Source organism: Mesorhizobium sp. L2C084A000, from assembly GCF_000502875.1.
Lineage (GTDB): Bacteria > Pseudomonadota > Alphaproteobacteria > Rhizobiales > Rhizobiaceae > Mesorhizobium.
In genome coordinates this window covers 1-13,650 of the sequence record NZ_AYWX01000021.1, presented here as the reverse complement: position 1 = coordinate 13,650, position 13,650 = coordinate 1, and the positions used below count along the sequence as shown (strand labels likewise).

At 61.4% G+C, this 13,650-nt stretch carries 12 protein-coding genes and 1 tRNA gene; 10 read left to right on the top strand and 3 right to left on the bottom strand.

Annotation, left to right across the window (positions count from 1 at the left end; all coding sequences use genetic code 11):
• Window positions 1-7: 7 nt before the first annotated feature.
• Window positions 8-322, bottom strand: coding sequence for a DUF6460 domain-containing protein (locus X735_RS138345; RefSeq protein ID WP_196815359.1), 315 nt, complete (start codon window positions 320-322; stop codon window positions 8-10).
• Window positions 323-545: 223 nt separating this feature from the next.
• Between X735_RS138345 and X735_RS138350 the strand changes: the two genes are divergently transcribed.
• The 6 genes from X735_RS138350 to X735_RS138375 all read left to right on the top strand — a co-directional run bounded on the left by X735_RS138350 (window position 546) and on the right by X735_RS138375 (window position 6,456).
• The gene (locus X735_RS138350; protein WP_196815360.1) at window positions 546-1,535 is read left to right on the top strand and encodes a glycosyltransferase family 2 protein; all 990 of its coding nucleotides are present in this window, start codon (window positions 546-548) and stop codon (window positions 1,533-1,535) included.
• The gene (locus X735_RS138355; RefSeq protein WP_023813884.1) at window positions 1,528-2,229 is read left to right on the top strand and encodes a class I SAM-dependent methyltransferase; all 702 of its coding nucleotides are present in this window, start codon (window positions 1,528-1,530) and stop codon (window positions 2,227-2,229) included. The genes X735_RS138350 and X735_RS138355 overlap by 8 nt, the downstream gene beginning before the upstream one ends.
• A complete protein-coding gene (locus X735_RS138360) occupies window positions 2,207-2,674 on the top strand; it encodes a GtrA family protein (RefSeq protein WP_031213781.1) in 468 nt (155 codons plus the stop codon). Before X735_RS138355 ends, X735_RS138360 begins: the two co-directional genes overlap by 23 nt.
• 38 nt (window positions 2,675-2,712) lie before the next feature.
• Window positions 2,713-4,194: a hypothetical protein gene (locus tag X735_RS138365; protein ID WP_023813882.1), complete on the top strand. Its 1,482-nt coding sequence runs from the start codon at window positions 2,713-2,715 to the stop codon at window positions 4,192-4,194.
• Window positions 4,195-4,391: 197 nt separating this feature from the next.
• Window positions 4,392-6,305: an acyltransferase family protein gene (locus X735_RS138370; RefSeq protein ID WP_023813881.1), complete on the top strand. Its 1,914-nt coding sequence runs from the start codon at window positions 4,392-4,394 to the stop codon at window positions 6,303-6,305.
• 77 nt (window positions 6,306-6,382) lie between these two features.
• A tRNA-Gly gene (locus tag X735_RS138375) sits at window positions 6,383-6,456 on the top strand.
• Between the two features lie 2 nt (window positions 6,457-6,458).
• On the opposite strand, the gene X735_RS138380 is transcribed toward X735_RS138375, so the two are convergent.
• Together X735_RS138380 and X735_RS138385 are read right to left on the bottom strand one after the other, a co-directional pair.
• A complete protein-coding gene (locus X735_RS138380; RefSeq protein WP_023813880.1) occupies window positions 6,459-6,695 on the bottom strand; it encodes a hypothetical protein in 237 nt (78 codons plus the stop codon).
• A 222-nt stretch (window positions 6,696-6,917) separates the two neighbouring features.
• Window positions 6,918-7,907, bottom strand: a complete 990-nt coding sequence (locus tag X735_RS138385; protein WP_023813879.1) for a LysR family transcriptional regulator — start codon at window positions 7,905-7,907, stop codon at window positions 6,918-6,920.
• 312 nt (window positions 7,908-8,219) lie between these two features.
• Here X735_RS138385 and chvE point away from each other — a divergent pair, with 312 nt between their 5' ends.
• The 4 genes from chvE to araD1 all read left to right on the top strand — a co-directional run bounded on the left by chvE (window position 8,220) and on the right by araD1 (window position 13,527).
• Window positions 8,220-9,290, top strand: coding sequence for a multiple monosaccharide ABC transporter substrate-binding protein (gene chvE, locus X735_RS138390; RefSeq protein WP_023813878.1), 1,071 nt, complete (start codon window positions 8,220-8,222; stop codon window positions 9,288-9,290).
• 123 nt (window positions 9,291-9,413) lie between these two features.
• Entirely contained in the window at window positions 9,414-10,946 is a 1,533-nt protein-coding gene (gene mmsA, locus X735_RS138395) for a multiple monosaccharide ABC transporter ATP-binding protein (RefSeq protein ID WP_023813877.1), read from the top strand.
• Window positions 10,943-12,235 carry a multiple monosaccharide ABC transporter permease gene (mmsB, locus tag X735_RS138400; RefSeq protein ID WP_023813876.1) on the top strand — a complete coding sequence of 431 codons (1,293 nt, stop codon included), beginning with the start codon at window positions 10,943-10,945 and terminating at the stop codon, window positions 12,233-12,235. The genes mmsA and mmsB overlap by 4 nt, the downstream gene beginning before the upstream one ends.
• Window positions 12,236-12,534: 299 nt before the next feature.
• On the top strand, window positions 12,535-13,527 hold the full coding sequence (araD1, locus tag X735_RS138405) for an AraD1 family protein (protein WP_023813875.1): 993 nt from the start codon (window positions 12,535-12,537) through the stop codon (window positions 13,525-13,527).
• Window positions 13,528-13,650 lie beyond the last annotated feature (123 nt).

The window sequence follows — 13,650 nt, the reverse complement described above, 5'->3', positions numbered from 1 at the left end:
TCATGCTCTACTTCCGGTAGTTGGCGATCCTCAACAAGATGAACGCCGGCACGACGATAGCCGCGCCCAGCAAGATATAGCCGAGGAAGCGGTCGATGGCGTGGAAGCCGAGATTCCACAGGTCCATGAAGAACTTCCGGATGCCGTAGAGCACATCCATCGGCGACCAGCCGAAGGCATTCATGACCAGGCCGACGAGGAAAGACACCACCAGCAGTTTCAGGATCACCTTGAGCGGCGAGTCGCCAAGGAAGCGCGTCAATGCGGACAAGGCCCGTCTCCAGATTGAGGTACCCAGACTCGAGGGCTTCGGCCCAGACATACTCACTTGGCTTGCCCGCTTCAAGCCGGCAGTTTTGCGGGATAGCGAGACACCGAGCATAGTGTGGCCGCAAGCCGAGCCCAGGCGCATGGCAGACTGCCGGCTACTGCCGCAGCGATCCCACTGGCTTATCTGTTTTCTAACCAATTGCCGCTATTCCCAATCGAATAGCGGGAGCAAGGCTTTGGTGGAGACGGAGAGAAACACCGCGCGACGCGGCGTCATGCTGTCGGTGGTCATCCCATGCTACAACGAGCTGGATGGCGTGGCCGAACTGCACCGGCGGGTCACGGCCGCATGCCTTGAACAAGGCCCTTCCTACGAGATCGTCCTTGTCATCGATGGCGCGACCGACGGTACGCGCGAGGCCATTCTACAACTGGCCGAAAAGGACGAACATGTCGTCGCCATCGACCTCGCCCGCAATTACGGCCACCAGATCGCGTTGAGCGCCGGGCTCGAATTCTGTCGCGGCCAGCGCATTCTCATTCTCGATGCCGACCTGCAGGATCCACCTGAACTGCTCGGCGCGATGATGACGAAGATGAACGAAGGCTTCGATGTGGTCTACGGCCAGAGGCTGACGCGCGATGGCGAAAGCTGGTTCAAGCTCGCCTCCGCGTCCATGTTCTATCGCTTGCTGCGCCGGATGGTCGACGTCGACATAGCCCCGAATACCGGTGATTTCCGGCTGATGAACCGTCGTGCGCTCGACCATCTGAACGCGATGCCAGAACGTTACAGGTTCATTCGCGGCATGGTTAGCTGGATCGGGCTGAAACAGGTGGCTTTCCCCTATGAGCGGCACCGCCGCTTTGCCGGCACCACCCATTATCCGCTGAAGAAAATGCTTCTTCTGGCGGTCGACGCGATGACCAGCTTCTCCATCGTGCCCTTGCGCTTCGCTTCGCTGCTCGGAATGATGTTCGGGCTTCTGGGGCTGGTCGTGCTCGGCTACACGCTGTTCGAATGGTCGGTCGGAAACGTGTTGCCCGGCTGGACCAGCCTTGCCGCGATCGTGCTGATCCTCGGCAGCGTCCAGCTTATGGTGCTCGGAATCTTCGGCGAGTATCTCGGGCGCATGTACATGGAGACGAAGCGGCGGCCGCTCTACTTCGTCAACGAGATCGTTTCGCGCAGCCAGGCGGTGGAGGACGGCGAATTGCCGGTCCATCGCCTGCAGGAGATGGCAAAGAGGGCCGCACGTGCTTGAGGCGGAGTTCGACCAGTTTGCGCGGGAATATCAGGAGCAGCATGCCGCAAGCATAAGGCTGAGCGGCGAAAACCCGGATTTCTTCGCCAGGTACAAGATCGACGACGTCGCCGCGACGCTGCGGCGGGCCGGTGTCAAACCCCGACGAGTACTGGATTTCGGCGCCGGCGTCGGCAATTCGCTCGGCCATATGCGCAACGCGTTTCCCGACGCGGAGATCACCTTGCTCGATCCTTCGCGGGAATCGCTCGACATCGCCAGCAAGCGCTTTCCCGGCCAGGCCGCCTTCACGCATTTCGACGGCAAGACAATTCCTTTTGCCGACGGCAGCTTCGACCTGGCCTTCGCGGCCTGTGTATTCCACCATATTCCCGAGGACCTGCAGATCGGACTGTTCGCCGAGATCGGCAGGGTGCTGGCCGATGGCGGCAGCTTCTTCGTCTTCGAACACAATCCCTGGAACCCGCTGACCACGCACGCGGTGAGAAACTGTGCCTTCGATGAAAACGCGGTTTTGATAAATTCGCGCGAGATGCGCAGGCGCATGGCCGAGGCGGGCCTTGCCAATACGAGGATCGTCTACCGGATTTTCTTTCCTCGGATGCTTGCGAGACTGAGGCCGTTCGAGCGCTTCCTCACCAAGGTACCTGTCGGAGCCCAATATTTTGCGCATGTGGTCAAGCCTGCCGTTTGACTTCCCGAGGATGCTGCGATTTGGCGCCGTCGGTCTGTTGAACACGGCGCTGGGATACGCTGTCATCCTGGCCGGGCTTGCGCTGGGTCTGGGCGACATCCTTGCCAACGCCACGGGTTATGCCGCCGGCCTTGTCCTCGGCTTCTTCCTCAACCGCCAATGGACCTTCAGCAGAGCCGATGGTTTCCAGCCCGGAACCGCGCTGCGCTACGGGGGTGTCTTTCTGGTCGCCTACAGCGTCAATCTGGCCGTCGTGATCGCCGCCCGTTCAGCAGGCATCGTCGAAAACCCGCTGGTCCACCTCGCGGGAATCTGCGTCTATTCGGTTGTTTTCTATCTTGGCTCGGCTCGCTTCGTGTTTGTGGGGCGCGGGGACGACAGCACCGACCGCACAGTTCGGGTGGCCGACAAGCCTCGGCAGCACCCCGCCAATCCAACACCTTGAACCCAACTGTCACCGGAACCGATCAGAGGCGGCGCAGCATGAACGACGCTCAGGCCAGTGCGGAGGCCGCGACATACAACGAGCGGAACAGGCTGATCTTCTGCCTGTTCGCGGCCTTGGCGATGGCCGGTGCGTTGGGTGCCCAGGCAGGCGCCACCCTGCAGGATCCCGACAGCTGGTGGCAAGTGAAGGTCGGTCTGGATTTCCTGACTAACCGGACATTTCCGACCGTCGATCCCTATTCCTACACGTTTGCCGGCCAGCCCTGGATTGCCAAGGAATGGCTGGGACAGGTCCTGCTGGCTCTTGCCTACCGGGCGGGCGGCTGGAACGGGGTCGTCACCGCGATCATCGCCTCGATCTCCCTGACGGTTTTCCTCATGGGGTGGTTTCTCAGCGCATGGCTGAAACCGATCCTGGCGATTACACTGGCCTTCGCGGCGGTGTTCCTGATCAACCCGATCTTCACGGCGCGTCCGCATGTCTTCACCTTCCCGATCATCGTCATCTGCACGGCGGTGCTCTTCGGTGCGGCGAGGGAAGAACGGGCGCCGCCCTGGTGGCTGCTTGTGCTGGTCGTGTTATGGGCGAACCTGCACGCCACCTTCACCTTGAGCTTCGTCATCGCGGCTTTTGCCGGTCTCGATCTGCTGGCGCGCACGGGCCTGTCGAAACCGTCCCTGCTGGCGAAGTGGATCGCGTTCGGTCTGCTTTGCCCGCTGGTCAGCCTGATCCACCCCTACGGCGTCCAGGCCATCCTGGCGACGCTCGCCGTGGCCTACGGCAATGAGGCGGTGTCGCTGATCATGGAATGGAAACCGTTCAATCAGCCGGACAGTCCCGTCCAGGAAGCGGCGATGCTGCTGGCGCTTTTCGGGCTACTGGTGTCCCGATTGCGAATTGGCTGGGCCAAGGCCTTGTTCGTCGTCTTCACCTTGCATGTCTATCTCGCCCATGTGCGCTTCATGTATCTGTTCTTCCTGCTGATTCCGCTGGTGATGGCGGCCGAGGTCGCCCAGCAATATCCCTCGCTTTCGGCCACCGCATGGCTGGCCGAAAAGCGCGACGGACTGGAGAGATTCTTCGCCAGGCGGTTCTACGCCATCTGCGGCACGGCAGCCGTTCTGCTGATTGGCGGGGTCACTGTGCTCGGCAGCGTCTATCAGGTAGCGCCAAGTCCGAAGACATCGGCCAGCGGGGCGCTGGCATTCGCGCAAAGCCATCATCTATCCGGCAACGTGCTGAATTCCTACAATTTCGGCGGCACGCTGATTTTCCACGGGTTCAAGACCTATATCGACGGACGGACGGACCAGCTGTTCCTGGGAGGTTTCACAAAAGCCGATGACGAGACGGGTCACAGCAACGGCAAGCCACTCCTCGAAGCCCGGTTGAAGAAATACGCAATAGGCTGGGCGCTGCTGTCGGCTGACGACGCCCGCATCCCCTTTTTCGACCAGTTGGGCTGGAAGCGGGCCTATGCGGACGACCATGCAGTGATCTATCTGCCTGGCGTCTGATCCTGGTGCGTTGCTGGCGAATTTCGCGACAGCCAATATATGCCTTGACACCCATGTTGCAGCGCAGCAAAATTGCTGCCTGAGGGTAAGCCTGTGAGATCGACGAGCCGGGATTTTCAGCACGACCTGAGGCATCGCCCCATGAGCGTGTCGGGTGCGGCCGCACGGATCCTGGTGGTCGCGCGCGGGCCGGCCGGATGAACTACCGGCGCGACATCGACGGCCTGCGGGCCGTTGCGGTGCTGCCTGTCGTGCTCTTCCATTTCGGCGTGTCCGCCATTCCTGGCGGCTTCACCGGCGTCGACATCTTCTTCGTCATATCGGGCTATCTGATCAGCGGCAGCCTGCTCGATGATCTTGAGCGGGGCCAGTTCTCGATCGGCCGCTTCTACTGGCGCCGCGCACGGCGCATCCTGCCGGCGCTGACCTTCGTCATCCTGCTCGCGAGCATTGCCGCCTGGTTCATCCTTCTGCCTTCGGATCTCCACGAATTCAGCCTTAGCGTGATCGCCGCCTCGACCGTCTGGTCGAACATCTATTTCTGGAAAACGACGAACTATTTCTCCATCGACGCCGAACTGCGGCCGCTCCTGCACACATGGTCGCTTTCGGTGGAGGAGCAGTATTATATCTTCGCGCCGATCCTCCTTTATCTGATCCACCGATACGTCTCGAAGCGCTGGCTGACGGTACTTCTGCCGATGGCCATCGGCAGCTTTGCCCTGGCAGTCATAGCAACCTCGCTGGCACCGACGGCAGGGTTCTATCTCTTGCCGACGCGCATATGGGAGCTGGCGCTGGGCGCCATGCTGATGTTGCGGAAGCCTCCGGTCCTAGCCAGTCGGCTGGCGGCGGACCTGATCGGCCTCGCCGGCTTTGCCCTGGTTGCATTTGGCTTTGTGATGATTTCGGACAGCGATCCGTTCCCCGGCTACAACGCCCTATTCCCGTGCATCGGAACAGCTTTGCTGATCTATGCTGGCCAGGATAGCGCCGACAGGCCGGCATCTGTCGCCACTCGCGTGCTTCGGTTGGCGCCGCTGGTCTGGGTCGGCCTCATTTCCTATTCGCTTTACCTCGTCCACTGGCCGATCAACTCGTTCGTCCATTATCTCTCCCTGAAGACTGTCGGTGTGCCAACGATTATCGCGATGACGGTGGCCAGTTTCGCCTTGGCGGCATTCTCCTGGAAATATGTCGAGCAACCCTTCCGCCACAAACGAGCCTATACCGCCCCGCTGCCTATCTTCGCCTTTTCGGCGACGGCAATCGCGCTGCTGTGCGCCGGTGGTTTGGCCGGCGCACTGGGCAACGGTTTCCCGCAACGGTTTCCGGATTTCTCGACCGAACGTATCCGGGTCGGCGACTGGCGCAACGGCATCTGTTTCAACGAAAACGGGACCCGCATCGAAGACTGGAACCTTGCCGACTGCACCCGTACAACGGGCTTTGCCACCAATGTGCTGCTGTGGGGCGATTCTTTCGCTGCCCATTATGTTCCGGGACTTGAGCCCAACGCCCAGAAAATCCAGGCCAATGTCATCCAATACACCTATGCCGGCTGTCCGCCCGACCTGACCTATTTTTCCTATGCTCGGCCCGCCTGCACCCGCTTCAACGAACGGGCCTTGTCGATCATTCGCGACGCCAACATCCAGGCGGTGATCTTGAGCGGCCGATGGACCGACTACCAGGCCAGGGGCTTCGACGGCCTGCAGAAGACGATCGATCGGCTTCGCGAGATGGGGGTCAAGGTCTATACCGTCGGCCAGTCTCCGGAATTCATCGCCGACGTCCAGAAGATCGCTTTCTTGGTGAAACGGGAGCATGCCGGAACCACATCCTGGCCGATGGCTATGGATCCGGACATCAACGCACGGGTTCTGCCGTTCACCAAAGGGGCCGATTTCATAGATCCGCTGACGTATCTGTGCGACTCGGCAGGTTGTTCATACGCCGATGCCACGACCAACGAATTTCTCTACTTCGACTATGGCCACTTCTCTTCCGCCGGCGCGACGCTGGCCATCTCGAAATACTGGCCAAGCTTCGCCACCAGCAATAAGGTCGCGGAGGCAAAACGGCAATTCACGGCCGCGGGCGCGCCGTGATCCGCAGCACGACCGTCGTGAGAACAGACCGCTTTGCGATTGCCCGAAGCCGGGCCGTCATGGTAACGAGGGCGCACGCGGGTATGATGTAATGGTAGCTTGTCAGCTTCCCAAGCTGAACGCGAGGGTTCGATTCCCTCTACCCGCTCCAGTCTAAGGCGTCAGAACCATTTCAGCGCCTGCCTGTTCGTCGAACACAACCGAGCAGCCTCGCGCAAGCGCCACCGTTGCGAGGGCGTTTGCTGCCACGTCATCCGATGAAACGAAATCGCCGGTCAACACCCGCAATTCTTCCACGCCTTCAGCCATGGAAACGAAATTCCCGACCGATCGATCGTGCTTGCAGGCCTCGATCACGTAAAGCAGATCGATGATTTCGAAGCTGCGCATGTTCAGCCTTCAGAAGAAATCGTCCCTTGCAAGATCATGAACGCATTGGCGGGAAACAATGTTCCCAGTTCGCTTTCGCTAGAGCAATTCCAGGAACGGTTTTCCGTCCGGAATTGCGTCAAAACGAGGAGTTAGAGCGGGTCGCCGTTTCCGTGAAACGGTGAACTGCTCTAGCCTCGGCCTGGCGGTGCTTTCGCCGGGCAACCTTACCCGAGCGAGCCATCATCCCACTTCTCTCAGAATGAAGTCGTGCAGCATCTTGGCGGCCGGCGACAGCGCGCGATTCTTCACCGTGATCAGGCTGTAGGGCCTGACCTCGATGTCGAATTCGGTCTGGACGACGTCGATGGCGCCGGCCAGCCCGTCAGGGTTCTGGATGAATTTCGCCACCTGGACAGAGACCGGTGCGATGGCATCGGATTGCGCGACCATGACCAGGGTCAGGAGCAGCGAACTGGTGTTCAGGATACGATCCGGCAAAGCGATGTTGCGGTTGAGGAAGTTGCTCTCCATGGCCTGGCGCAAGGGCGAGCCGCCAGACTGGAAGACCCAGTCATAGGCGGCGGTCTCTTCCAGCCGCACCGCCTCGCCCTTGGTGAGCGGATGGCCCCGGCGCACGATCAGGCAGGCCTTCTCGACGCCGATGACGCGCGACTCGAACAGCCGCGGATTGAGATCGTCCGGTATGCGCGCGATGATGAAATCATGACGCGTGGCGATCAGCTCGCGTGCCAGCACATTGGAGGTCTCGACCTGCATGGTGATCTCGATGCGCGGATAGATGCGGCGGATCTCACGAATTGCCGGCACCGCCAGCTCGATAGCCGGCGCGGTCACAGCACCCAGGAAAACCGAACCACCCTTGCCCGCCTTGAGCTCGGAAATCTCGCGGTCGACCTCGCGCATCTCCAGCAGGATCGAGCGCGCCCGCCTGGCCAAAGCCTTGCCGTATGGCGTCAAGGTGATACCGCGCGGCAGCCTCTCGCACAGCTTGACCTCCAGCACCGCCTCCATCTCCGCGATCATGCGCGAGGCCGCCGGCTGCGAAATGTTCAGAACCTGGGCTGCCGCGCTGACCCGGCCATGGTCGTCGAGCGCGACGATCATGCGCATGTGACGCAGACTGAGACCGCTGCGCAGCAGGGTTTCGCCATCGCCCGGTGCTTCTCTGTAACCAATTGAAGCTGTTGTCGGATTCCCGGGCCGCGCCATCGCTTTTCCCTGCCTTCTGCTCGTGTACGGCCGACATTGGAGTCAGCCCGTCACGTCGCAATACATATACCAACCATGATATAGCAACCATCAAAGATCGCATTTGACAGTTATGGCAAAGACCCACACCCTCCGCGCGTTCCAAGACGTGACGGTCGCTGACGAGAAAAATCGTATCGATTGAATCAGCGTCTCGGGGCCATGGGAGGATACCGGAGATCGATATGACGGCAGCAGTGCCTTGGCGCTTCTGCACGATTGCGCGGCCCGCGACCCCCGGGGTGCCGCGTCCATCAAACAGGGAGAGTTGAAGTGAAAATCATCAAGACACTGGCCGCCGTCGCGGCCCTTGGCATCGCTGCCATGACCTACTCGGCGCACGCAGCCGACAAGGGTCTCGTCGGCGTGCTGATGCCGACCAAGACCTCGCAGCGCTGGATCAACGACGGCGATGCCGTCAAGTCCCAGCTCGAGGCTCTCGGCTACACCGTCGACCTGCAATACGCGCAGGACGACATCCCCAACCAGCTCAGCCAGCTGGAAAACGAGATCACCAAAGGCCCGAAGGCGCTGATCATCGCTTCGATCGACGGCACCACCCTGTCGGATGCTCTGCAGAAGGCCGCTGACGCGGGCGTCGTCGTCGTCGCCTATGACCGCCTGATCAAGAAGACCGCCAATGTCGACTACTACACCACCTTCGACAATTTCGGCGTCGGCGTGATCCAGGCGAATTCGCTGGTCAAGGGCCTCAAGGAGCGTTTCCCGAACACCAAGCCGTGGAACGTCGAACTGTTCGGCGGCTCGCCCGACGACAACAACGCCTTCTTCTTCTACAATGGCGCCATCTCCGTCCTGCAGCCGCTGATCGACGACGGCTCGATCAAGATCAAGTCCGGCCAGACCGGCATGGACAAGGTCGGCACGCTGCGTTGGCTCGCCGCCACCGCCCAGGCGCGCATGGACAACCTGCTGTCGGCCAACTATTCGGACGGCAGCCGCGTCGATGGCGTTCTGTCGCCCTATGACGGCCTGTCGCGCGGCATCACCGCCTCGCTGCGCGCCGTCGGTTACGGCACCGAGGCTCAGCCGTGGCCTGTTGTGACCGGCCAGGACGCCGAAACCGCTTCGGTCAAGCTGATCATCTCGGGCGAGCAGTACTCGACCGTGTTCAAGGACACCCGCGAACTGGCCAAGGCCACCGTCGAACTCGTCGACAAGGTGCTCTCGGGCGGCAAGCCGGACGGCCTCGATGAAAAGACCTACAACAACGACGTCAAGGTCGTTCCTTCGATCCTGCTGACGCCGCATGAGGTCGACAAGTCGAACTACCAGGCGCTGGTCGTCGACTCCGGCTACATCAAGGCCGACGAACTGAAGTAATCCCGGTTACAAAGTCAGGGGGTCCTGCGCAACGCAGGGCCCCTTTTCGTTCACCAGCGAGCCCGGTATTGTCACCGACCTCGCCGGCAATGTTTGCCGAGCTCTCAAGGAGCGGTAGTCCCCATGGCCTCGACGATTTTGGAGATGCGCGACATCACCAAGACGTTTCCCGGCGTGAAGGCGCTGTCGAACGTCAATCTCAGCGTCGAGGAAGGCGAGATCCATGCCGTGGTCGGCGAAAACGGCGCCGGCAAGTCGACGCTGATGAAGGTGCTGTCGGGCGTCTATCCCTCCGGCACCTATGACGGCCAGATCATCTTCCAAGGCCAGGAATGCCAGTTCAAAGGCATCCATGACAGCGAACACAAGGGCATCGTCATCATCCACCAGGAGCTTGCGCTGGTGCCGATGCTGTCGATCGCGGAAAACATCTTCCTCGGCAACGAACACGCCAAATTCGGCGTCATCGACTGGGATGCCAACGAGGCGCGCACCAGTGCGCTGTTGAAGAAGGTGGGCCTCAAGGAGGACCCCAAGACGCTGATCACCAATATCGGCGTCGGCAAGCAGCAGCTGGTCGAAATCGCCAAGGCGCTGAGCAAGGAAGTCAAGCTGCTGATCCTGGATGAGCCGACGGCTTCGCTGAGCGAGAAGGACAGCCAGGCGTTGCTCGACCTTTTGCTCGAATTCAAGCGGCAAGGCATGACCTCGATCCTGATCTCGCACAAGCTCAACGAGGTGAACCGGGTCGCCGACAAGGTGACGGTGATCCGTGACGGGCGCACCATCGAGACGCTGGCCAAGAAGGACATCTCTGAGGACCGCATCATCACTTCGATGGTCGGCCGCTCACTCGATGACCGCTATCCGCCGCGCGAGCCTGATATCGGCGAGGTCGTGTTCGAAGTGAAGAACTGGTCGGTCTATCACCCGATCCATGCCGAGCGGCAGGTGATCAAGGGCATCGACATCAACGTGCGCAAGGGCGAAGTGGTGGGTATTGCCGGGCTGATGGGCGCTGGCCGCACCGAATTCGCCATGAGCCTGTTCGGCCGCTCCTACGGCCGCCGCATCTCCGGCGAGGTGCTGCTCAAGGGCAAGCCGGTCGACGTATCCTCGGTGAGCAAGGCGGTCCAACACGGCATCGCCTACGTCACAGAGGACCGCAAGACTTACGGCCTCAACCTCATCGACCATATCAAGCACAACATCACGCTGGCCAATCTTGGCGGCGTCTCGCGCCACAGCGTGATCGACGACATGCGCGAGCTCGCCGTTGCCAACGACTATCGCAAGAAGACCAATATCCGCGCGTCCAGCGTCTATCAGATGACCGGCAATCTCTCCGGCGGCAACCAGCAGAAAGTGGTGCTGTCGAAATGGCTGTTCGCCGACCCGGACGTGCTGATCCTCGACGAGCCGACGCGCGGCATCGATGTCGGCGCCAAGTACGAAATCTACACGATCATCGCCCGCCTCGCGGCTGAGGGTAAGGCGATCGTCGTCATCTCGTCGGAAATGCCAGAATTGCTCGGCATCACCGACCGCATCTACGTCATGAACGAAGGCCGCATCGTGGGCGAAATGCCCGCCGCGGAAGCAAGCCAGGAAAAAATAATGCGCGCCATCGTTCGGGGAGAAGGAAAAGCAGCATGAGCACCGAAAGCGCCCCCGCCCCGCAGAGCAAAGTCGCCGAAGACGTGCAGCAGGGTCCACGCATCGCCGTCTCGGCGCTGGCGACGAACCTGCGCGAGTACGGCCTGATCCTGGCGCTGATCGCCATCATGGTGTTCTTCCAGTTCACCACGAACGGAACGCTGTTCAAGCCGGTGAACCTGAGCAATCTGGTGCAGCAGAACTCGTTCATCATCGTGATGGCGCTGGGCATGCTGCTGGTGATCGTCTCCGGCCATATCGACCTCAGCGTCGGATCGGTCGCCGGTTTCATCGGCGCGCTGGCGGCGATGATGATGGTCATCTGGCCGCTCGGCCCGTTCAGCAATCCGCTGGTGGTGTCGATCATCTGCCTGATCGTGGGCGGCGCGATCGGCGCCGCGCAAGGCTACTGGATCGCCTATCACCGAATACCGAGCTTCATCGTAACGCTGGCCGGCATGCTGATCTTCCGCGGCATCTGCCAGGCCCTGCTGGGCGGCGGATCCTCGGTGGGGCCGCTACCCGATGGCTTCAAGGCGCTCAGCTCCGGCTTCATTCCGGATGTCATCGGGCCACTGACGCTTATCCCGCCGACGGTGAACGCGGCCGGCAAGACCATCATGGGCAGCGGCCTGACGCTGCACATGACGACGATTGTGCTGGGCCTGATCGCCGTGCTGGCCTATGCCTATTTCGGGGTGAGGACGCGCCGCAAGCGCGAACGCCATGGCTATGAGGCCGAGCCCTTTGCCCTGTTCGTCGTCAAGACGCTGGTCGGCAGCGCGCTGGCCCTGTTCCTGGTCTACCAGTTCGCCAGCTACAGGGGCCTGCCGGTGGTGCTGCTCGTCATGGGCGTGCTGATCTCGCTGTTCGTCTTCGTCACCAAGCGCATGACCATCGGCCGCCGTATCTACGCCATGGGCGGCAATTCCAAGGCCGCGCAGCTGTCGGGCATCAACACCGAGCGGCTGACGCTGATGGTGTTCATCAATATGGGCGTGCTGTCGGCGCTCGGCGGCCTGATCATCGCGGCGCGACTGGGACAGGCGGTGCCGGCCGCGGGCCTCGGCAGCGAGCTCGACGTCATCGCCGCCGTCTTCATCGGCGGCGCCTCGGCCATGGGCGGCGTCGGTCAGGTCATCGGTGCGGTCGTTGGCGGCTTCATCATGGGCGTGATGAACAACGGCATGTCGATCATGGGCGTCAATGTCGACTGGCAGCAGGTGGTCAAAGGCCTGGTGCTGCTCGGTGCCGTGATCTTCGACGTCTACAACAAGAACAAGGCCTGAACGGGCTTAAGAGCAATTCCAAGGAAAAGTGTGAAACGGTTTTCCGCCCGGAATTGCACCACAATGAGTTAGAGCGGTTCGCCGTTTCCGTGAGACGGTGAACTGCTCTAGTCGAGGCAAGCAGGAGGCATACGATCGCGGCGCTGCCGGCAACCCGGTAACAGAAGTCCCTGAGGGACCAGGCCCGCGAGCGCAATCCGAACTGAGAATTTAAACCGTGGCATGGACGAGGTCCGGCCGCGCCGAGCAAGGTCTGCCGTTTTGGCAGCCCTGCCAAGGCAAATGAGAGAGGATTCATCATGCTGATCTCCCAGATCCTTGACGACGCCGAGACCATCCGCGTCGTTGCCCGCAATAGCGGCAAGACCCGGATCATCAATGGCGCCCGCAGCGTCTATTCGCTGGCGATGGAGGCCGCCCGCACCGGCGTCGGCCTCGTCGCGCTGATCGAACGCAAAGGACTTGGCGAGACGGTCGATCTCGAGGCCGCTTACAAGAAGGGGCGGCTGCTGTCGCCGATCAACCACCCCGATCCGGCGCATCTGCACCTGACGGGCACCGGGCTGACGCATCTCGGCTCGGCGGCGACGCGCGATTCCATGCACAAGAAGCTGAGCGCCGACGGCGAGGAGCAGCTCACCGATTCCATGAAGATGTTCCGCATGGGGCTGGAGGGCGGCAAGCCCGCGAACGGCCAGATCGGCGTGCAGCCGGAATGGTTTTACAAAGGCAACGGCACGATGGCGGTGGCGCCAGGTGCCGCACTCCTGTCACCGGCCTTTGCCAAGGACGCCGGCGAAGAGCCCGAGGTGGCCGGCATCTATGTCATCGGCGACGACGGCGCACCTTTCCGCGTCGGCTTCACGCTGTCGAACGAGTTTTCCGACCACGTCACCGAGCGCGTGAACTATCTGTTCCTCGCCCATTCCAAGCTGCGCAACGCCTCGTTCGGTCCGGAAATCCTGATCGGCGACCTGCCGCCCGATATCCGCGGCACCTCGCGCATCGTGCGCGACAGCGAGGTGCTGTGGGAAAAGCCGTTCCTGTCCGGTGAAGCGAACATGTCGCACACCATCGCCAATCTCGAGCATCACCATTTCAAATACGCGGCCTTCCGCCAGCCGGGCGACGTGCATGTGCATATGTTCGGTACGGCGACGCTGTCCTTCGCCGACGGCATCAAGACCGAGGCCGGCGATGTGTTCGAGATCGAGGCTGGGGACTTCGGCCTGCCGCTGCGCAACCCGCTGGAGATCGAGCAGCCGGTGAAGGTGGCTGTGAAGGCGCTGTGAGGCGTCGATGACAGCGTGATCTCCCCCACGAGGGGGGAGATTGGCGGCTTCGACGTCTCAATAAATATCGAAGTCGAAATATTTGGCCTGGATCTTCTTGTAGGTGCGTCGGCGACGATGGCG